This window comes from Halobacillus litoralis (assembly GCF_009856355.1).
GTDB classification, from domain to species: Bacteria; Bacillota; Bacilli; order Bacillales; family Halobacillaceae; genus Halobacillus; species Halobacillus litoralis_B.
In genome coordinates, this window is record NZ_WMEW01000001.1 from 286,027 (window position 1) to 307,049 (window position 21,023).

At 47.5% G+C, this 21,023-nt stretch carries 16 protein-coding genes; all 16 read right to left on the reverse strand.

Translation table 11 applies throughout. The annotated features are described in order from the left end of the window. Positions 1-15: 15 nt before the first annotated feature. On the reverse strand, positions 16-4,503 hold the full coding sequence (locus tag GLV97_RS01295) for a hypothetical protein (RefSeq protein WP_160888803.1): 4,488 nt from the start codon (positions 4,501-4,503) through the stop codon (positions 16-18). Positions 4,504-4,520: 17 nt separating this feature from the next. Further along, positions 4,521-5,249 (reverse strand): ABC transporter ATP-binding protein, encoded by a 729-nt coding sequence (locus GLV97_RS01300; RefSeq protein ID WP_160888804.1) that lies wholly within the window; start codon positions 5,247-5,249, stop codon positions 4,521-4,523. An 18-nt stretch (positions 5,250-5,267) separates the two neighbouring features. Next, a complete protein-coding gene (locus GLV97_RS01305; RefSeq protein WP_160888805.1) occupies positions 5,268-6,050 on the reverse strand; it encodes an ABC transporter permease in 783 nt (260 codons plus the stop codon). A 128-nt stretch (positions 6,051-6,178) separates the two neighbouring features. Then, positions 6,179-6,610: an HIT family protein gene (locus GLV97_RS01310; RefSeq protein WP_160888806.1), complete on the reverse strand. Its 432-nt coding sequence runs from the start codon at positions 6,608-6,610 to the stop codon at positions 6,179-6,181. An 11-nt stretch (positions 6,611-6,621) separates the two neighbouring features. Continuing rightward, on the reverse strand, positions 6,622-7,167 hold the full coding sequence (locus GLV97_RS01315) for a KdsC family phosphatase (protein ID WP_160836543.1): 546 nt from the start codon (positions 7,165-7,167) through the stop codon (positions 6,622-6,624). 1 nt (position 7,168) lies between these two features. After that, on the reverse strand, positions 7,169-8,149 hold the full coding sequence (locus GLV97_RS01320; RefSeq protein WP_160836544.1) for a KpsF/GutQ family sugar-phosphate isomerase: 981 nt from the start codon (positions 8,147-8,149) through the stop codon (positions 7,169-7,171). A gap of 15 nt (positions 8,150-8,164) precedes the next feature. Beyond that, complete coding sequence (gene kdsA, locus GLV97_RS01325; protein ID WP_202409683.1) at positions 8,165-8,995, reverse strand: 3-deoxy-8-phosphooctulonate synthase; 831 nt, start codon at positions 8,993-8,995, stop codon at positions 8,165-8,167. Beyond that, positions 8,992-9,717, reverse strand: a complete 726-nt coding sequence (gene kdsB, locus GLV97_RS01330; protein ID WP_160888807.1) for a 3-deoxy-manno-octulosonate cytidylyltransferase — start codon at positions 9,715-9,717, stop codon at positions 8,992-8,994. The genes kdsA and kdsB overlap by 4 nt, the downstream gene beginning before the upstream one ends. Beyond that, on the reverse strand, positions 9,683-11,068 hold the full coding sequence (locus tag GLV97_RS01335) for a hypothetical protein (protein ID WP_160836546.1): 1,386 nt from the start codon (positions 11,066-11,068) through the stop codon (positions 9,683-9,685). Before GLV97_RS01335 ends, kdsB begins: the two co-directional genes overlap by 35 nt. Positions 11,069-11,349: 281 nt before the next feature. After that, complete coding sequence (locus tag GLV97_RS01340; protein ID WP_160841747.1) at positions 11,350-11,802, reverse strand: RDD family protein; 453 nt, start codon at positions 11,800-11,802, stop codon at positions 11,350-11,352. Positions 11,803-12,847: 1,045 nt separating this feature from the next. Beyond that, positions 12,848-14,260 carry an NADP-dependent phosphogluconate dehydrogenase gene (gene gndA, locus GLV97_RS01345; RefSeq protein WP_160888808.1) on the reverse strand — a complete coding sequence of 471 codons (1,413 nt, stop codon included), beginning with the start codon at positions 14,258-14,260 and terminating at the stop codon, positions 12,848-12,850. 31 nt (positions 14,261-14,291) lie between these two features. Then, positions 14,292-15,743: a glucose-6-phosphate dehydrogenase gene (gene zwf, locus GLV97_RS01350; protein ID WP_160889053.1), complete on the reverse strand. Its 1,452-nt coding sequence runs from the start codon at positions 15,741-15,743 to the stop codon at positions 14,292-14,294. 208 nt (positions 15,744-15,951) lie between these two features. Next, entirely contained in the window at positions 15,952-17,043 is a 1,092-nt protein-coding gene (locus tag GLV97_RS01355; protein ID WP_202410541.1) for a glycosyltransferase, read from the reverse strand. Positions 17,044-17,058: 15 nt separating this feature from the next. Next, positions 17,059-18,501: an O-antigen ligase family protein gene (locus GLV97_RS01360; protein WP_160888809.1), complete on the reverse strand. Its 1,443-nt coding sequence runs from the start codon at positions 18,499-18,501 to the stop codon at positions 17,059-17,061. A gap of 25 nt (positions 18,502-18,526) precedes the next feature. Then, positions 18,527-19,414 carry a PIG-L deacetylase family protein gene (locus GLV97_RS01365; RefSeq protein WP_160888810.1) on the reverse strand — a complete coding sequence of 296 codons (888 nt, stop codon included), beginning with the start codon at positions 19,412-19,414 and terminating at the stop codon, positions 18,527-18,529. Continuing rightward, positions 19,411-20,937, reverse strand: coding sequence for a murein biosynthesis integral membrane protein MurJ (gene murJ / locus GLV97_RS01370; protein WP_160888811.1), 1,527 nt, complete (start codon positions 20,935-20,937; stop codon positions 19,411-19,413). Before murJ ends, GLV97_RS01365 begins: the two co-directional genes overlap by 4 nt. Positions 20,938-21,023 lie beyond the last annotated feature (86 nt).

Genomic DNA, 21,023 nt, shown 5'->3' on the forward strand with positions numbered 1-21,023 from the left:
TATTTCCTGATTACCTCATACCCTGGTAACTTGAGGTTCCCTGTCTGTAAGAGTGTTCAGAAGAGCTTCTTCTTCTCTCTTCCATTCGAATCCAAGCAGGGAAGACTGCTTCACAGGCCCCTGAATCTTGTAAATCCAGTAAAGAATCGAGAGTTCGAGGCTTGGTTCAGCTTCAAGTATCTCCACAAGTTCCTTATAAATATAGTGAGGAACACTTTGAACAGCTGTTCTTTGATCAATGAAGTCCACAATGGAATCCATCCCATGTTTATAGCTGTGAAGCGGGTTCGCTCCTCCAATAAGGACCGCATCCAAATCCGTCACATTCTTTCTTCCAACGTAATCAAAGAACGGACTTTTCGCCCATACACTGGTTTTTGTTCCTTTGGTTTGACTGTATGGATAATCGGTGGAGTAATTATTAAATCTAACGACTACGGCGTGCGCGTCCACATACTCGCCTTGATGGAAGTCGGATGCTGTCTCACCATCTCCGACCAGGCAGATGTCTCCCTCGGCACTCCGGACCAGCTGCTCGAACGACCTTTCATGCTCAAGCACCCGCTCATGATAAAAGAATTCAACTTCTGAACCTTCGACCAGTTCCGGTCTTCTGCCGTGAGCCGTAGCTGTTAGAGCAAAGTATCTCTCTTCCTTGATTACTGCAGGATTGATTTCCATCGCTTTTTCTAAATAATTCAATGCCACGTTATAATAGCCCGCATCATTGTAAACCGCTGCAAGGAGAACGATTTCTTCAGACTTTAAATCCTCAAACTTAACCTTGATTTTCTCAAGAAGAAACAGTAGTTCTTTTGTAATCCCTTCCTGTTTCCACACGTGTGTGATTAAGCTCATTAATGGTTGATGAGTGCCCGTCGTACGATCTGCATAGTACAACAGCTCTTTAAGACGCGGTGGGAAATCTCCATCGTTCAGGTAAATCAGTGCCAGACTGTAGGAAATTTCACCGGCCTTCAGTGGATTTCTCTCATTTAATACCAAGGCCTTCTCATAATAACGGATGCTCAAATCCTTTTCTTCCTGGATGTCCGCTATTTCGGCTAAGAACACATAGTTCTCCGAGGGATTCACTTCATAGTCGACCGCACGGTGTATAAAGTTCTTCACTTGATCGATCGAGCTGTATTCTTTAGAAGCTTTCATCTCATCCATCAAATGATTGATTTTCGTAGAAAGCAATTCATCAATGGCTTGTTCACAGTCGATTGGTTTACCCGTTTCCAAGCTTACATACTTCGGATACAGAAGGTAGGCTCCTGTAAAGAGTTCCTCAATCGTCAGTTTCCTTGTTCTCCGCTCACAAACTTGGCGGTCATCGGTCAGTCCCCAGCCTGCATAGAACGGCATACCGAAGCAGGTGACACTGATGCCTCGGATCAACGCTTCGAATCCGGAGAGAGAGGTAATGGTATACACATGGTCGATCGTCTTGAACGAATCAATCAATGACAATGGCTCAGTGACAACTGTCGATATGTGAGCTACAGCCATTGGATCGGTGACGGCATTCCGGTGTCCGGTTAAAACATCCGGGTGAGGTTTATAAATGATTTCGGCATCCGGATTCTCGTTGTAAGCCGCCCACACTAAGTCATTATTAGTGATTTCACGGTTACAACCGTATTTGATGGAGGCATCTTCCTCCACCTGCCCGATAACGAGAATTCTTTTCCTTGTTTTCGGCCCGTAAATTTTTTCAACGTCTGCCGGACCGACGTGGTTATATTTACTGATCCCTGTATTGATCAGCTTTTCAAGGTTTCTCTGTCCTTTTTGCAGCACATCTTGATTATGGTTGAAATCATAATTCTGCAGCAGTGTTTCAAGATCAGATGGTCCGCGGGAATCAAAGTACAACGTCTGGGAATCGGCTACGATGGATAATGGCAGACTGTGCCCTGCACCTAAACCGAGAGAACGAACAAACCCATCTTCTGTACGGAACATCTTAATATTATTGTCCTCTGCGTACTCCCTGATTTCATCGTCTTCCTTGAATCCCCAGACAACAAATACTTTGTCATCATCTGCTACAAGATAAGGAAGCAGTCTTTCCAGATCCGCACTGCCAAATACGTAAGCCGTACGATATTCGTTGAAGAAGACACTCATATGCTCTCTTTTCCATGGATTAAAACCAAACATATAGGCAATTGGAAGAGATTCATCCTCCCAATTGTCCCCTACTTTAACAAACGGAAGCTTTTTATCATTACGCTTGGCCATTAGCTCCTGCTTGTAGGCTTCTTCTTTTTCCTTCCGATCTTTTTCTACAGCCTCTTTCAATTCATCGATCGCTTCCTCACAATTGATGAGTTTGTGAGTTTCTAAACTGATGTAACGTGGATAAAGAAGGTAAGCGCCCGCGAACAACTCTTCAATCTTCAGTTTTCTCGTACGACGATTACAGGACTGACGGTCGTCGGTCAGTCCCCAGCCTGCATAAAACGGCATACCGAAACATGTAACGGAAATTCCTCTGATCAAGGCTTCGAAACCAGCCAGCGAGGTAATGGTGTAGACATGGTCAATCGTCTCCAACGAATCGATCAAGCTTAATGGTTCACGGACAACCATAGCGATATCTTCTACATCACGTGGACTGCTTACCTCTTCACGGTGGCCATTCAAAACATCAGGGTGGGGTTTATAAATGATTTCGGCATCCGGGTTTTCCTTGTAGGCGGCTCTAACTAAATCATTATTTGTTATTTCGCGGTCACATCCATATTTAATAGAAGCATCCTCTTCCACCTGTCCGATAACAAGAATCCGCTTCTTCGTCTTTTCACCGTAAATCCTTTCTGCTTTAGCTGGACCCACGTGATTATACTTACTAATCTTCGTATCGAGAAGCTTCTGCAGGTTGGATTCCGCCTGCCTGACTAAATCTTTGTCTTTCTTAAAGTTGTAGGTTTGAAGGGTTATCTCCAAGTCGGAAGCCTGACGCGAATCAAAGTAAAGCGTCCGGCTGTCTGCAACGATGGACATAGGAAGACTGTGACCTGCACCGAGACCAAGTGATCTTACAAATCCATCTTCCACACGGATCAGCTTCACATCGTTATCCTCAGCATACTTCCTATATTCTTCGGATTCTTTAAAACCCCAGACAACAAACACATTTTCTGTGTCATCGACTAAATAGGGAAGGAGACGATCCAGTTCAGCACTTCCAAATACATAAGCCGTTCGATATTCACTGAAGAACTTACTCATGTGCTCACGCTTCCAAGGGTTGAATCCGAACATGTAAGCGACTGGCAGGTGATCATGATCCCAATTGTCCCCTACTCTTACAAAAGGAAGTTTATTTTCATTCTGCTTGGCGATTAATTTCTGTTTTGTTTCCTCTTCTTTGACCCTGCGATCCGAATCAACAGCTTCTTTTAACTCATCGATCGCTTCTTCACAGCTGATCAACTGGTTGGTTTTCAGACTGATATAACGTGGATAAAGAAGGTAGGCTGCGGCAAAGAGTTCTTCCACCGTCCGTTTTTTTGTGCGGCGGTCACAGGATTGGCGGTCGTCCGTCAGTCCCCAGCCTGCATAAAACGGCATGCCGAAACATGTCACTGGAATACCTCTGATCAAGGCTTCGAATCCAGCCAGTGATGTGATGGTATAGACGTGGTCAATCGTGTCCAAAGCATCCACTAAACTTAGTGGCTCTTTCACGATTGTAGCAATGTGGGCCACCTGATCCGGATTGCTTACTTCATTACGATGCCCGTTCAGGACATCCGGATGAGGCTTATAAATGATTTCGGCATCTGGATTTTCTTTCGAGGCTTCACGGACAAGGTCATTGTTTGTAATTTTGCGGTCTGCTCCATACTTAATGGAAGCATCCTCCTCCACCTGGCCAATGACTAATATACGTTTTCTCGTTTTCTCACCATAAATAGCTGCAGCGTTTACTGGATCCACATGATTATACTTACTAATCTTTGTGTTTAATAGATGATCCTTAATCCTGGCTGCCCGCTTCACTGTACCTTTATCCTTTTTGAAATTATGATTCTGCAAAATGGATTCCAGCTGAGAAGGCTCTTGAGAATTAAAATACAGCCCTTGGTCATCAGCTACAATCGACATTGGAAGGCTGTGGCCAGCCCCAAGCCCTAAGGACCTTACAAAACCATCCTCTGTACGAATCAACTTTATTCCATTCTGCTGCGCAAAATCTCTTACTTTTTCAGGTTCTTTGTATCCCCATACAACAAAAACAACTTCCTCATTATTTTCTATGTAGGGAGACAACCTTTCCAACGTTACATTCCCAAACACATACGCGGTGCGGTACTCCGGGAAGAAATGACTAACGTGCTCACGTTTCCATGGGTTGAACCCGAACATAAGAGCAATAGGGAGCGTCTCATCATCCCAGTTGTCTCCAATTTCAACATAAGGTTTTTTTGGTTGTGCCTGCTGTATGAACCCGGTTTTCTTCAGTACTTTTTTAAGAAACTTTTTCATTGTCAGCCCCCCTTGAATCATAATTGATTCATTTTATTTTCATAGAAGTCAATAGCATCTTCTATATCACCGTTAAAGACCATCTTCCCGTGTTCCAGTACAACACCCTTTTTACATAGCTGCCTGACCTGGTGGGTACTATGGGAGACAAAGATGATCGTTTTCCCGTCGAGATAGGTCTTGATTGCCTGCATGGCTTTTTTACGGAAGCGTTTATCACCTACAGCAAGAACTTCATCCAGAAGAACAATGTCACTCTTCACGTGAATAGCTATGGAAAAACCAAGCCGGACCTTCATCCCTGAAGAATATTGTTTAATCGGCTTATCTATATGATTTTCCAATTCAGAAAAGGCGATAATGTCGTCAATCACTTCATCGATTTCCTTTTCTTTCATCCCTAGGACAACGCCGTTCATATAGATGTTTTCTCTACCGGATAGTTCTTTTTGGAATCCCGCGCCAAGCTCGATCAAGCCACCGATTTTCCCATTTATAACGACTTCTCCTTCAGAAGGAGAAGTCACTCCTAAAATAATCTTCAGCAGCGTACTCTTACCAGAACCATTATCACCTAATATAGCTACCGATTCCCCGGGACTAACATTAAACGAAATATCCTGCAGCGATTGATGACCTGGATTTGCTTCTTTACTGAAAAGACGTTTTCTGAAACTGAAAATAGTAGCAGGCTGCGGCTTGAAAATCTTCCCTACCTGATCTACTTCAATTGCATAGTTGTTCATTTCTTTTACCATCCTTCATTAAATTACATCTGCAAAGTTCCGCTCTAATCTCATAAAAGTGATCCACCCAATACCCAGGACCACCACACTTACAACAAATGAGTAAAGAAGCAGTGTGAAATCCGGCGGGCTGTTATGCAGTAAAGATTGACGATAACCGTCAAAGAGCCCCGTCATTGGATTTAAAGCCATAATGGGCTGATACTCATCTGGAATCGTGTGGTAGGAATACATCACAGGAGATAGATAGCGCCCCATTCTAAGAATAATAGGGGTGACCAATCCAAAGTCTCTTATATAAGCATTGGCTGCTGACAGGAACAGCATTAAACCAAGTGTAAGCATCATTTGAACCATCAGGATCGGAATGGAATATAAAGCGTTTATTCCAGGAACAATGCCGTAATAGATAAAAACAATGACTAAACCGATTAATGTAATCCCAAAGTTCACCGTTTCTGATGACAATTTCACAAAAACCAGTGCAGGACGGAAGAAATTCCGCTGCCTGATTAAACCTGCGTTGCTCACAATGATTTTCGAGGATGAATTGACCGCCGTATTAAAAAACAACCACGGGAGTAGGGCGACGAATAAGAACGGTGCATAAGGGAGCCCTTCACTAGGAAGCTTAACAAACAAAGAAAAGACAATCGTGAGAACAATCATCAATCCCATCGGTTGAATCAGAACCCAAAGACTCCCTAAAAGAGACTGCTGGTATTTCGATATGATTTCTCTTCTGGACAAGGTTAGAATAAAATCTTTATGTTCAATAATCTTAGATAGTGAACGTGACATAATAACACCTTATATTCTTAATTTTTCTTTCAATATAAAAGTATACCTCTCTTCCTCTAAGAAGAAATGAGGCCTATTTCACCATTTACTTAAAAAGAAAAGCAGGTAATATACCTGCCTCTCCATTTTCACTCAGCCAAATACACCCTCATTTGATCTACGAATCTTTCGTAGTCATCCAGTGCGACAGGGTTCACTTTTCCTTTTTGCTGAGTAGCCTGTTCAATTAAAGGCAGTCCCTTCAATTCTCCACCCTCTTCTCTCGGAATCAAATGAATATGAAGGTGCCGGACTGCTTCACTGATCGTCACCATATAGAGACGCTCAGCCTTTCCCTGCTCTTTCAAAAAAGCTTCGACCTTTTTGACCAGCGGGCCAACCTGGGAGAATTCCTCCGTTGACAATTCCGTCCAATCTTCCACGTGTCGCTTCGGCTCTAAATATACATAGCCTAAGACATGAGAAGCGTGAGGACCTGCGCTGATTACCCAGGCGTCATTCTCAAAGAGGATGCCAGGGTCGTTCTTCTGATGTTTTTCACAAATTGGACATGTCGTCATCGTCATTCTCCTTACTGCTGGACTTTTACCGTTTCCGACTTTGTGACGCCGGCAAGATAATCTTCGATCCATTCATTCAAATCACCTTTCGCATCGAGAATGGTCTCGACTACCTCACGGACAGCCCCTTCGCCGCCTTTAGCTTTTGTTACGAGGTGGACATTTTCCTTCACGATCGCCACCCCGTCATTCGGGGCACAGGCAAATCCTGATTGACGAAGGACAGGAAGATCGTTGATGTCATCACCAACGTAACAGACCTCATCCATCGTTAGATTGAGTGACTCCAGAATCTCATCCAGCACTTTCTGTTTGTGATGGATCCCCTGGTAGACAAAATCGATTTTCAGTTCTCCGGCGCGTTTTTCAACGGCCGGTGATTGACGGCCGGTGATGATGGCTGTCTTAATGCCGGCATAGCGGGCAAGACTGATGCCCATGCCGTCTTTTGTGTGAAATGGTTTATATTCGACTTGATCAGATCCAATGTAGAGGCGGCCGTCTGTCAGGACACCGTCTACATCAAGGACCATAAGCTTTACGTTTTGTGCACTCATATTAAATCCCCAAATTCATCATATCGTGAAAGTGAATCATGCCAAGCGGCTTGTTATTTTCATCAATGACCGGCATGACGTTGATTCGCTTTTCTTCCATTATTTCAAGTACATTGGTCGCCAGCACATCGGCCTGGGTTGTAATCGGCATCGTATTGCCGAGCTCTTTTACTGTCTGATCCATGACGTCTTCTCCGCTTGCCATTGCACGGCGGATATCACCATCGGTCAGAATGCCTTGAAGCGTTCCATCTTCCCCGACGATGCAGGTGGCTCCGAGACCATGCTTCGTCATTTCAAACAAAGCATCTTTCACTGTGCAGGATTCAGTAACCATCGGGCTTTTTTTCGATGCAGCCAGAAGGTTGTCGATCGTCATTAACAGACGGCGTCCCAGTGAACCGCTGGGATGGAACAGTGCAAAGTCTTCCGGCTGGAAGTTGCGTTTTTTCAACAGGGCGACTGCAATCGCATCTCCAAGGGCCAGTGTGACGGTCGTACTTGTTGTTGGTGCCAGGCGAAGCGGGCACGCTTCTTCAAATCTGCCCAGGGTCAGAACTACATCAGATTTGATAGCCAAAGTCGACATCGGGTTTTTCACAATACAGATCAGGTTTGTACCAATCTTTTGAAGGGAAGGCAGTAGGTTAAGAACTTCCTCGGTCTCTCCACTATTGGACAGGGCAATGACCGTATCTTCAGAAGTGACCATACCAAGGTCGCCGTGAAGACCTTCAGAAGGGTGCATGTAAATCGCCGGTGTTCCAGTACTAGCCAGAGTTGCAGCAATTTTTTTACCGATGAGACCTGATTTACCCATACCCGTTATAATCGTACGATTCTTGGTTGATAAGATCATTTCGATTGCTTTATCTATGTTTTCATCCAAATGCTCTTTCAGGCTTGTAATCGCACCTGCTTCGACATCCAAAACTTCTTCCACGATTGAACGGTAATCTACTTCGGTTTGCAAATCCAACATGTGAGTTCCCACCCTTTATTTGATATTTTTTACTAAGCGGTCGATTTCTGCGATTGGCTTCAGTACGTCTTCCAAATCTTCCATTCTTACCATGTTTGGACCGTCAGAAGGTGACTTCTCAGGCTCTGGGTGAACTTCCATGAACAATCCATCAATGCCTACACCTGCGGCTGCACGGGACAGGTATGGAACAAACTCGCGCTTACCACCAGTAGATGTTCCGTTTCCGCCTGGAATCTGCACACTGTGTGTCGCATCAAAGACAACAGGAGCACCAAGCTCTCTCATCGTTACAAGAGAACGCATGTCTACAACAAGGTTGTTATAACCGAATGTGGAGCCACGCTCTGTCAGCAGTGTGTTATCGTTCCCAGATTCCTGCAGTTTCGTAACGACGTTCTTCATGTCGTTCGGTGCGAGGAACTGTCCTTTTTTCACGTTGACGATCTTTCCTGTTTTCGCTGCTTCAACAAGAAGGTCTGTCTGACGGCATAGGAACGCTGGAATCTGAATGATATCCAGGACTTCACCGGCGGCTGCCGCCTGGGAAGGAACGTGGATATCAGATGTAACAGGTACGCCTACTTCTTCCTTGATGGCTGCAAGCATTTCCAGGCCTTTCTCGAACCCAGGTCCACGGTAGGAGTGGATAGAAGAGCGGTTGGCTTTATCAAATGAGGCTTTGAACACATAAGGAATGCCGAGTCTGTCAGTGATTTCTTTGACTTTCTTCGCATTATCAATCGCTTCCTGGAGATCCTCCAGTACGCATGGTCCTGCAATAAGGACAAATGGATTGTTACCGCCGAATGTAATCTGATCGTTTAGTTTTGTTTCAATGTTCATTGTGTTACCCCCATAATATTTTCTACTTTTTGGATATCTTCTGGTACGTCCACGCCTACAGCATCGTAGGAAGTCTCAATCACTTTAATGGAGTAGCCGTTCTCCAGGAGACGGAGCTGCTCAAGGACTTCCACCCGCTCAAGCGGGGATTGTGGCAGATCTACAAATTGAGTAATTACTTCACGCGGGTAGCTGTAAATACCCAGGTGCTTGTAATAGTTGATAGCTTCCTTGGAACGGTTGTATGGAATCTGTGATCTTGAGAAGTAAATAGCTGAATCTTTCCGATCCGCGATCACCTTCACGATGTTCGGATCCTGAACATCCTCCATGTTTTCCAGCTTCGTTTTCGCTGTAACCACACTTTCAGGGTTCTCAAGCGCTGTTTCTACGATTTTGTCAATCGTGCCTGTGTGTATTAAAGGCTCATCTCCTTGAATGTTGACGAAGATATCTCCTTCGATTTTGGAAACGACTTCGGCAATTCGGTCAGAACCTGTTTCGTGATCTTCACTCGTCATAACGACGCGTCCACCGAAATCAAGAACAGCCTGTTTGATGTCTTCATGATCGGTCGCTACAACGACGTCATCAATCACTTGTGATGCACGGACCCTTTCAAAAACGTGCTGAACCATCGGCTTTCCTAAAATATCAGCTAATGGTTTTCCAGGGAATCTGGAGGAGTTATATCTTGCAGGTATGATGCCAACGACTTTCATTCTGTTCACCCCTAAATAATGATTTGTAGTCAGGAACACTGTCTAAATGCTCCGCTACATGCTCAGCTGTGGCCGGATTCCGGCTGATCAGGTTGCCTTCCAGCTGATAATTGAATCTCAGATAGTATAAAAATTGAGATATGAGATGGTGGTTCACCGGATGGTTGAGTATAAACTCTATTTCTTCATCCAATTGACTCAGGTTTGTACAGTGGCGGACGACACCATCGATGTTATAAAAGGCATCCCCCAGCGTAATGACCGGTTTGTGCTGGGTCAGCGCTTCAATCCCCACCGTGGAATTGATGGTGATCACCCCGAGACTTTTCCTGATTAACTCTGGGACGCTGCGTTTCTGGAGAAACATGACTTTCGGATTGTCTTTATACCGTTTCTTCAACGTTTTATAGTTGTTCCGCGGCATATCCTCCGGATGTTCCTTAAACACCAGGTGGATGTTCCGGTTCTGCTTCCGGTTGACCTCTTCTACGTGGGCGCAGGCAAGGTCAACGAGTTCTTCCATGCTTTTGATCGAGGAATTGTAGAAGATCTGTGTATCTCTGGATACTTGAAAGGGGACGAATAGAAATTCCTCCGGAAGAGGCTGCTCATCCATTTTCATGAATTTAAATCCCTGCTTGAAGAGGAAGTATTTGATGGCTTCATGCCAGGTGATGTGGGCATAAAGATTCGGGTTGACCTTCAGGACACTGCCGAGCATACTTGCCACTTTCACTAAAGCCACCTGCGTCAAGTTTTCACCTTTGACGTTTAGGAGGTCTTCATTTTCCGGATGAGTCAGGTGATGCTTCATCCGCCTGTGGTCCATTTGAATAGCTTCATAGAAATGTCTGCTTCTGGGAATGGAGGCATCATTATTGATTCCTTGAGGATCACACGTAAGCGTATAAGGTCTGAAGTAGCCCTGTTCGAAATAAATCGTCTGCAGATTTCTCTTCTCCGCCAGGTATTTTGATACTTGATCGATCCAGTGATAGCCGTTGAACATGCAGATGAAATCAATATGATGTTCTTCGATGAACTGATCAATGAAGTGCATATACTGCTTGTACATGCGGAGTTCTTTCTCTGACACCTGCGTATTTTTCATCTCTCTCTTATACGTGATGTTATAGATCTTCATTTCGAGCAGTTCTTCATCCGAAATCGGGTAAACCTCTTGTGATATGTATTTAGGAACGAAAACTGTCTTAATTTTACTTGGAATTAAGAGTTCACCCAGCTCGAATTTCAGTTGATAACACGTATGCCCTTTTTCTTCTAATTCAGAAGCTACGTCAGAAAAGAAATGCTTATTTCTGTTGCCCCTTAAAAACAAGTAATTCGCCATCCAATTTCCCCCAAATTGCTTTGCTTGCAAACCCCTCAATAACCGAACTTTTCAAAATATAAATTCTTTTTTGAAATACGTAATGTATTCTACCATATACAGGGAGCTAAATGAAGAAAAACGGAGTAAAAGTTGTAAAAATGTTGTAAATTGTCATATGATATCGCTTACATTTATGTTATAATAGACTTTATGTCTTTATTTTTTGTTTAAAATTGGTAGTTATTTTTTCATAACCAAAAAAAAAGCGTAAGACTCTTTAAGAGTGCTTACGCTTTTTTTTATATATTTGAGCTTTCAACAGCCTGACCTGTTTCCGATGTTTCCGGTTCCCGATGCGTCACATACGTGCCGCCGATAAAATCATGGATGGCGCGTTTGTCTTCGCGGATCCCGACCATAAACGCACTGACGATCGCTCCGATGCCGAGAGTTAAGATGTAGACAAGTCCACCGACAACTTCTCTCAAAATCATCTTGCCGAATCCTACATCTGTGCCATCCTGTTTCACGATCCGTACGCCGACGGCCTTCTTCCCTACTGTGTATCCGGCCCACAGCGCCGGCAGGATAACATAGTAAAGGGTTCCAACGGAGTTAAAAGCAGGAGTGTCCTGATTGAAGCCTTGAAAAATGATAAAGTTCAGGGCAGCAACAACGATACCTATCAAAAGTCCGTCAATGACCCTTGCGCCCAGCCTCACCCAGAATCCTGCCGCCATCTTATCGTTCATATCCTCATCTCCCATCATTTTTATAGTTCTTATATACCACAAAATGGCATTTTAACACATATACACACAAGAAACCCTTGCGACGGGCAGGGCCACCGTTGATGTCACGCTGAGCGTTCGGTGGTGACGCCTGCGGGAACAGCACGGACCGAAGATCCACTTGGGCAGGTGGTCTTCCTGGCCAAGTCAGCTGAGGCCGGGACCGCGGCAAGCATCCACCAATAAACGGAACGTGAATATCCACATGAAACAAGAGCAGCTCCTCAAAAGAGCAGTACTTTTTCTACAGCAGCCCTTCCCGAGTGGGGAAAAACGTAACCAGTACCTGTTCTCGAGTGTTTCTGAACAGGAAGTTCCTTCTTTTTCAAACAATTATCTGGCGAGGCCACGAGGAGCGTTCGGTGGGGACGCCTGCGGGAACAGCACGAGCCGAAGATCCACTTGGGCAGGTGTTCTTCCTGACCAAGTTAGCTGAGGCCGGGCCCGCGGCAAGCATCCACCGATAAGCGGAACGAGAATATCCACGTTAAACAGGAACAGCTCCTCAAAAGAAGAGTACTCTTGCTACAGTAAAGGAGACGCCAAGAGGTCGTCTCCTTTTTTTATGTTCAGATATTTGAGCTTTCAACCGCCTGCCCTGCACTTGATGTTTCCGGTTTTCACGATGCAACACATACGTTCCACCGATGAGATCACGGATGGCGCGCTTGTCTCCAAGGATTCCGACCATTTCGGAAAGCCAATGTCTCTGATTGATTTACCCTTCCAGTAAAGACGTCACCAGTACCTGTACATGAGTATTTCTGAACAGAAAGCCTTCCCTTTTTCATCTGATCACTAGGCGAGGTCACGAGGAGCGTTCGGTGGTGACGCCTGCGGGAACAGCACGGACCGAAGATCCACTTGGGCAGGTGTTCTTCCTGACCAAGTTAGCTGAGGCCAGGCCCGCGGCAAGCATCCACCGATAAGCGATACGTGGCCGTAAACTACTAATAATTTCTCGACAACATAAAAAACCCAGGCGCCTGGCCTGGGTTTTCGTTCATTAGATATTCATCCAATCTGTATGGAACGTTCCTTCTTTGTCGACACGCTTGTACGTGTGGGCACCGAAGTAGTCACGCTGCGCCTGAAGCAGGTTGGCAGGGAGCTTTTCTGTGCGGTAGCTGTCGTAGTAGGCAAGCGCACTGGAGAACGCCGGTACTGGAACACCGTTCTGGATCGCAAGCGCGATCGTTTCGCGGAGTTCTTTTTGATACGTTGTTGCGATGTCTGTGAAGTACGGGTCCAGAAGCAGGTTGGACAGGTGGTCTTCACGGTCATACGCTTCTTTGATCTTCTGCAGGAACTGTGCACGAATGATGCAGCCGCCGCGGAAGTTCATCGCGATATCGCCGTACTGAAGATCCCAGCCTTTTTCTTCACTCATGGACTGCATCTGAGCGAATCCTTGCGCGTAGGAGCAGATCTTACTCATGTAAAGGCCTTTGCGGATGGATTCGATCGCTTCTTCCTTGTTGCCGGTGAAGTTCACTTCAGGACCGGTCAAGTACTTGCTTGCTTTCGCACGCTCTTCCTTCATCGCAGAGATGAAGCGGGCGAATACGGACTCGGTAATGATTGGAAGCGGTACACCTAGATCAAGGGCACTCTTACTCGTCCATTTTCCGGTTCCTTTCTGGCCGGCTGTATCAAGGATCACTTCGACAAGCGGCTTGCCTGTTTCTTCGTCCACTTTCGTGAAGATGTCGGCTGTGATTTCGATCAGGTAGCTGTCCAGTTCGCCTTCGTTCCACTCTTTGAATACTTCGTGAAGCTCCTGAGCAGACAGGCCGAGGACGTTTTTCATAATGAAATACGCTTCACAGATCAGCTGCATGTCGCCGTATTCGATGCCGTTGTGCACCATTTTCACATAGTGACCGGCACCGCCGAGACCCATGTAGGCGGCACACGCTGTACCTTCAACGTTCGCTGCGATCGCATCAAAGATCGGCTGCACTTCTTTGTACGCTTCGATCGGTCCGCCGGGCATGATGGAAGGACCGCGGCGCGCGCCTTCCTCCCCGCCGGAGAAGCCGGTACCGATGAAGTGGATGCCTTTTTCTTCTAAGTAGGCAGCACGGCGCTCGGTATCTTCGTAATACGTGTTTCCGCCGTCAATCAGCATGTCGCCCTCATCAAGGTGAGGCACGAGGCTTTCGATCACTTTGTCTGTGGTTTCGCCGGCTTTCACCATCATAAGGATCTTCCGCGGTGATTCGAGAGAAGCAACGAATTCCTCAGCGCTGTAGGCTCCGCTGACGTTGCCGGTGTTTTCTTTGTTTTGGACGAGCTCATCGACACGGTCGGTCCAGTAGTCGTACACCGATACTTTATATCCGTTATCTTGAATGTTCAGGGCAAGGTTGGCACCCATGACTCCTAAACCAATGACACCGATGTTCTGTTTCTCCATGTTTCAATCAGTCCCCTTCTCTATCCGTAATTTATACTTCCCACCAGGTGAAGCCGTCTTCGTTCAGCAGTTTCTCGGCTGCTTCCGGCCCTTGGGAGCCTGCATGGTACGTGTGAAGCGGAAGCTCGTCGGCTTCGAAGGCTTCAAGGATCGGCTGGATCCACTGCCAGGAAAGCTCAACTTCGTTCCAGTGCGCAAAGTACGTCGCATTTCCTGCCATAGCATCGTTCAACAGGTTCTCATACGCTTCCGGCTGCTCATCCAGGTTTTTCGTGAAGTTGACGTAGGCCGGTTCGAATTTCTCGTTGCCGTCATCCTTCAGGTTGACGCGCAGACCGATGCTTTCGTTCGGATTGATTTCAATCAGAAGCAGGTTGGATGTAGCGCCTTCGGAATCCGGCTCATCCTCGACTTCGTTCTTGAACTCGATGATGATGCGGGTCGATTTCTGGGCAAGGCGCTTTCCGGTACGAATGTAGAACGGAATGCCTTTCCAGTATTCGTTATCGATGTACAGACGGGCAGCGAAGTACGTGTCGTTGTTGGACCCTTCTTCGACGCCGTCTTCCTCCTGATAGCCGACAACGGATTGGGCATCCACTTCGCCTGCTTCATACTGACCGCGCACAACATCCTGCTGAATATTCCCCTCATCGACCGGGCGCAGCGCCTCCATGATCGCAGATTTTTTCTCTTCGATCTGCTTGGCGGACAGCTTTTCCGGGTGGTGAAGTGCGGTCATCATGACCAATTGTAACAAATGATTCTGCACCATATCGCGGATCGCTCCGGATTTATCGTAATAACCGGCACGCGTACCGACACCGACGGTTTCACTGGCGGTAATCTGTACGTTGGCGATCTGATCATGATTCCACAAGGATTTCAGAATCGGGTTCGGGCGGATCAAGGATTCCAGATTCTGCACCATCGGCTTGCCTAAGTAGTGGTCGATGCGGAAGATTTCTTCTTCATCGAAGGCTTTTCTTAATTCAGCGTTCAGGTGACGGGCGGTATGCAGATCACTGCCGAACGGCTTCTCCACAATCAGCTTTTTCCAGCCGTCGGTTTCTGTGATGCCGCTCTTCTGAAGGGATGCCGTAATCGGCTCGACAAGACTCGGCGCCACAGATAAGTAGAACAGACGGTTCTGTGGAATGGATTTTTCTGTTTCACGCTCTTCAATGAAGGCCTTTAAGTCGGCGTACGACTGCGGCTCCATCGCGTCAAAGATGAAGTAGCGGAAGCTTTCCAGAAACTCTTCCATATGGGATGGGTCGACGTCTCTACGGGAGAACGTAGACAGCGACTCCTTGATGATTTCACGGAAGTCCTCCTGCGAATACGGCCGGCGGCCTAAGCCTACGACAGATAAAGCGGAAGGCATTTTTCCTTCGACATATAAATTGTATAAGGCCGGATAAATTTTACGTTTGGCCAGATCTCCGCTGGCCCCGAATAATACGAAAGTCATATCGTCCATAAGCTGTTCGGAATCGATTCCAAGCTGCGTTTGGTTGCTTTGTTCGTCCATTTTCCTGTTACCTCCTGTTTCTCTGTACGTTTCATTTACACCGCCTTTAGTATAAAACATGTCAGAGGATTATGTAAGTAATCCACCTTAAACGAGGTGGAGGAAAAGGGAAGCAGACATCCGCTCCCCTTCCTTATGGTTCATCTAAACCGGCAGGCTATGCACGGTTGTAAAGGTCCATGATTTTACTCAGCAGGCGTTCCGAGTCGCTTCCCCCGGCAGCCTGTCCGCCGTTTTCGATCAGCCGCTTACGTAAGAGCTCGTCCTCCATCACCCGCTGGATGCCGGCCTGGAGGGAAGACACACTCTTCGGCTCGACGAGGACGCCGTGGTCATTCGCAAGCAGATAGGATAAACCGCCGACATCGGATCCGACGACAGGGGTGTGGCACGACATCGCCTCAAGAGCGACGAGACCGAAGCCTTCGATGTAGGACGGCAGGGTGAACACATCCGCCGCTGCCATCCAAGCCGCGACCGTCTGCTGGTCTTTCGGGCCGTGAAAATGGATAAGGGAGCTGTTCTCCTGTTGGACGCTGTCCTTCAATTCCTGGAGGTAACGTTCTTCTTTGACGCTTCCAACGAGGTGGAGCTCCACTTGTTTATCCTGCTTCTGGATGTTCTGGACGGCTTCCAGCAGCTCGGTGAGACCTTTAGCCTTAATATGGTTGCCGACAAACAGGATGTGAAAATGATCGGGATTCAGTCCAAGCTTCTTTTTTGCCTCGGTACTGTCGACCGGCTGGAAGACGCGGCGGTCGACACCCATATTAATGACAGATACCTTGCTTTCATTCACTCCAAAGCCGTCGATCACTTCCGATTTCAATGCTTCACCAACCACAATGACGTGATCAGCTTCGTGAAGAATCTTTCTCGTCAGCTTTTTAATCAGGCCGCTTTTCTTCGCCATTTGATCGAGGTCGCCGCCGTGGGAGGTGACGATGAGCTTCGATTTGAACAGCTTTTTGAACACCAGACCAGGCAGGCCGCTCGGAAAGATGTAGTGCGCGTGCACGACATCATACGACCGCCCTTTTGTGATGAGGCGGGCGAGTATTTTCAGAAGCCAGATCACATACTTGCGGATCAGGTTCCCTTTTCCACCGCGATTGTCACGGTTGACGGCAGTATCGATGGAGACTCCTTTTTCTTTCAGCGCCTCCACCTGATTCTTGACGAAAATACCGTACGTCGGTGTGCGGGAGCTCGGGTACATGTTGCTGATGACGAGTACACGTTTACTCATAAGCGTCCTCCTCGATTAGAGGTCATATTCATGCTCCGGCCGCATATTCAAGAGATAGCCGAGCATGGCGAAATAGAAGATCGTGAACGAATCGCCTTCCCAGATGTTGTACACCATCCCGGCGGCATACGCCGCAAGCAGGACGGCGAACAGTACAGGGCCGAGCAGCGTTTCGTTCCGCTTTTTCCAAATGTGATACAGCATGTTCAACAGGAAGATCGCAAACAGAATGACACCGACCGCTCCTGTCTGGGTAATGATCTGGATGTACTGGTTGTCTGAGAAGAACTCCCGCTCGATGCCGTAGTCATCGTAAATCGGTGAATCATAGCTCAATGTCGCCCCGTCCCCGAATGTGGCGAAGCCGGTACCGATGATCGGGTGATCGAGGTAGATTTCAAAGCCTTTGCTGACAATCCAGATACGTCCGGACTGACTGGACTGCTCACGGGTTTCTTTATCGATCGTGGAGCCGAGACGGTCCTTGAAGCTTCCTTCACTGTCGTCATACTGCGACTGCTTCTCTTTTTTCTCTTTTCCGAAGTCGGTGTTCTCGACGATCGACGTTCCGATGCTCACCGGAACAGCGATGAGAACGACCCCGGCCGCAAGCGAGATGAGCAGCGGCTTCAGGAAGTTCCACTTTCTTGCTACGACGACATAAATCGCAAGCGCAAGCGCGAACGCGATCCACGTTCCACGGGAATAGGTGAGACTCCAGACACCAAACAGGCAGGCAAGGGAAATGTACGTGAGCCACAGCCATTTGCCTGTAAAACGGTTGCGGAAGTACATGATGATAACGATGGAGAAGGACAGGTAATACGCCAGGACGTTCGGGTTTCCTGTCATTCCGTAAATACGGATCCGGTTGGTCGCAGACAGCGGCATATCCTGCCAGCTCTGCGGCAGAAAGACGCCTCGTAAGGAAAGCTTTTCAACCATGCCGTGGATACAGATTAAGAAGGTCATAATCAGCGTGGTCAGAATGAACTTGTTGATGTCTTCCTTCGTAATGTGCAGCCTTCTTGCTATGTAGAACACGAGGTAGAACAGCAGGAAGCCGCGGATCTGGAAGATGATGGCTGTCAGGGATACACCGGTCAGGTACGCCGATACCGCTCCGACAATGAGGAAGCCGAAAAAGGCGTATTCAAACCAGTAAAACTGGAACAGCTTTTTTAAATCCTTGCGGTACATGAGTAAGACACGGAATAAAAGTGCAAAGATGATGATGTCGCCGATCCCTTTTAATGCCGGGTTGAATTCCAGCAGAAACGGGCGGATCGGGAAATACGTAAATAAGATCAGAAGCGAGTTCTTCGGCTTGAAGAGCGCATAGCCGGCGAAGAACAGCATGATCAATAGATCGATCACCGTGTTATCGAGAGCTGCGCCGATGAAGAAAAGCGCAAGCGCGACGAACACGAAGTATAGTTTTCTCCATGGGATAGGCATGGGAGACACCTCTTTTCTATGATGATTAGTTGATGGTTTTGCGGTACAGATCCTTCTTCATGGCGTAGTTCTTGAAAATCGCCCACAGCAGCGTATCGGTCCGGTTGACCTGCTTGAACTTCTCCGGGAAGTCATAGCCCATCTGATCAAGCACATCGACGTGTTTCACGAAGTTGGATTTGTCCCATTCGATGAACGCCTCCGCGGTTTCTACAGGATCTGAGGCCAATTTTCCTTTGTAACGGTTCAACTCAAGGAAGCCGTCAAAAGCGATCGCCTGGGAATCGAACACTTCGGTCGCCTCCACTTTCTTCTCATGCTGCTCGGTCGTGTCGACGAGGCAGTTGATGGAATCCGGCGGGAAGGCACAGTTGATTTCATACATCCGGATTTTCGAGCGCACGTTGTCCATCCGCTTCAGCGTATCGCTGAGCAGCTTCGCTGTAGCGCTGTGATCGGTGTGTGCATCGATGAACGGCGTCGTGTAGATGATGTCGGGGCTCAGCGTTTCAATCTTTTCCTTCAAGTACTGCACCGCATCCGGTGTACTCGTCACGCCGCCGTCCGGCAGGTTGAGGTAGGTGACGTCCGTCAGTCCGAGGATATCTTTGACCTTGTCAATCTCCTGGCGGCGCTTGGCATTCAGCTCCTCCGCACTCATCTCAGAAACGCTGCTCGCCCCATCCGTGATGAACACGCAGTGGACTTCAGCCCCTTGATCGGCGTGCTGGCGGAGGGTGCCGCCCGGACCGATCGTTTCGTCGTCCATATGCGGCGCAAGGACGAGCACCTTCTGGACCGGTTCATTTTTCAGCGCCATCAAATCAGCATTGTAGTGACGGCCGAGAATAAATTTCGTCATCGGTGCGTTGACCGGACGCACCGCGTTCATGAACAATTCTTTACGACTCATGACGTTGCTCCTTTCTTTTTCCGTTTCGTAACGTTATTAAGCAGAAACATAAAGGCGTCCGACTTCATAACAAAAGCGGCTCCCACAAATACCATCGCGCCGACGATGGCAACGATGATGATAATGAACACGTTGGGAAGTCCTGTGATCAACGGTTTGACCGCCAGAACCGCTCCCGTCATGAGTGCTGTGGCGCCTGTGATTTTCACATAATCGACGAGGATCGACTTGAAATTGAGACCGCCGACAAGCTTTGTGAAAACGATGAGGCATGCCCCTGTATAGAAGAGCGCCATCACAGATGCCGCGAGCGGGATGCCGAGGTAGCCGAGCCATTCGGCAAACACGAAGTTGAAGACGACATTTAACAGGATGGAACCGACACTGATCATGAGGATCAGGTGCCCTTTTTTCATCGTATAAAAGCCTTTGTTGATGATGTTGTTGAGACTGAAGAACAGGACGGATCCGAAGTAGAAATACGCGACCTGGGTCGTGGCTTCGGTCGCCTTGCTATCAAAGGCACCGCCTTCATACAACAGCTCGATCAAGTTCGGCATCAGAAGCATCATGCCGATGATCGACGGCATCAGAACGAGGTACATCGTTGTGAGCCCTTTTTCGATACCCTTTTTAAACTGCCCGGTATCGTTCGTTGTAATCGCTTTAGACAATAACGGGAAGATGATCGTCGCAATCGTCACGCCGAAAATCGCCTGCGGCATGTGCACGAAGTTCTTCGCCGTGTTGATATACATGACCGCCCCCTCGCCCTGATAGCTGGCGAAGACCGAACCGACAAGCAGGTTCACCTGACCGACCATAACCGTCAGCCCTACCGGAAGGAAGATCCAGTAAAACTGGCGCACTTCCGGCCAGTCGAATTTCTCCTTCAGCGTCAGCGACCTCTGCGGGACGACGATGAACGCCTTGAAAATCAGGGATAGGACGGTACCCACCGCATAACCGATCGCCAGCGAGTACGCACCGATCTGATTGGCGAATAGGAATGCGCCGGCAATCGAGCTTAAAATGACGATAATTTGAGAAACAATCGACAGGGAGAACTTGTTTTCCGCGTCAAAGAACGCTTCCAATACCGAGTTCATGCCGACGAACGATATACATGCAAAGAAGATGACCGTCACCCAGATGGCGATCTGACTCGCTTCTGGACTGAAATCCGGATACAGGAGCGGAATCAGCACCGGTGCGATGGCCATTCCGATAATCGAAAGAATAAGAGCAAGTCCGGCCGTTCCTTTGAAGACCTGTCCCAGATGCGAGCGGCCGCGTTGTTCCTCCGCCGCCTGGATATAACTCGGAACGAGCGCATTCTTCATCCCGTTCTGCATGAATAAAATCAGCATATTCGGAATAATGAAGGCAGCCAGGTACGCATCCGCCACGTAGCTTGCCCCAAAGTAGTAGGCGATGACCATGTCCCGGATCAGTCCGGAGACCTTCAGGATCAGGGTGGCGCCGATAAACAGTATGCTCGCTAAGCCTAATTTAGATTTCACACAAATACCTCTTTCACAGTTGCTAAAATCAAACAAATTTCGCTATGTTACACTATAATCCATACTTGTTGATTTTACCATAACCT

Excerpts from the sequence above, each read along its gene's own strand:
- GLV97_RS01340 (WP_160841747.1), bottom strand. The coding sequence starts at position 11,802 with ATGAACGATAAGATGGCGGCAGGATTCTGGGTGAGGCTGGGCGCAAGG.
- GLV97_RS01300 (WP_160888804.1), bottom strand. The coding sequence starts at position 5,249 with ATGAACAACTATGCAATTGAAGTAGATCAGGTAGGGAAGATTTTCAAG.
- GLV97_RS01315 (WP_160836543.1), bottom strand. The coding sequence starts at position 7,167 with ATGAGTGCACAAAACGTAAAGCTTATGGTCCTTGATGTAGACGGTGTC.
- gndA (WP_160888808.1), bottom strand. The coding sequence starts at position 14,260 with ATGGAGAAACAGAACATCGGTGTCATTGGTTTAGGAGTCATGGGTGCC.
- GLV97_RS01310 (WP_160888806.1), bottom strand. The coding sequence starts at position 6,610 with ATGACGACATGTCCAATTTGTGAAAAACATCAGAAGAACGACCCTGGC.
- kdsB (WP_160888807.1), bottom strand. The coding sequence starts at position 9,717 with ATGAAAGTCGTTGGCATCATACCTGCAAGATATAACTCCTCCAGATTC.
- GLV97_RS01305 (WP_160888805.1), bottom strand. The coding sequence starts at position 6,050 with ATGTCACGTTCACTATCTAAGATTATTGAACATAAAGATTTTATTCTA.
- GLV97_RS01360 (WP_160888809.1), bottom strand. The coding sequence starts at position 18,501 with ATGCCTATCCCATGGAGAAAACTATACTTCGTGTTCGTCGCGCTTGCG.
- zwf (WP_160889053.1), bottom strand. The coding sequence starts at position 15,743 with ATGGACGATATGACTTTCGTATTATTCGGGGCCAGCGGAGATCTGGCC.
- kdsA (WP_202409683.1), bottom strand. The coding sequence starts at position 8,995 with ATGAACATTGAAACAAAACTAAACGATCAGATTACATTCGGCGGTAAC.
- GLV97_RS01295 (WP_160888803.1), bottom strand. The coding sequence starts at position 4,503 with ATGAAAAAGTTTCTTAAAAAAGTACTGAAGAAAACCGGGTTCATACAG.
- GLV97_RS01335 (WP_160836546.1), bottom strand. The coding sequence starts at position 11,068 with ATGGCGAATTACTTGTTTTTAAGGGGCAACAGAAATAAGCATTTCTTT.
- GLV97_RS01365 (WP_160888810.1), bottom strand. The coding sequence starts at position 19,414 with ATGAGTCGTAAAGAATTGTTCATGAACGCGGTGCGTCCGGTCAACGCA.
- GLV97_RS01320 (WP_160836544.1), bottom strand. The coding sequence starts at position 8,149 with ATGTTGGATTTGCAAACCGAAGTAGATTACCGTTCAATCGTGGAAGAA.
- GLV97_RS01355 (WP_202410541.1), bottom strand. The coding sequence starts at position 17,043 with ATGAGTAAACGTGTACTCGTCATCAGCAACATGTACCCGAGCTCCCGC.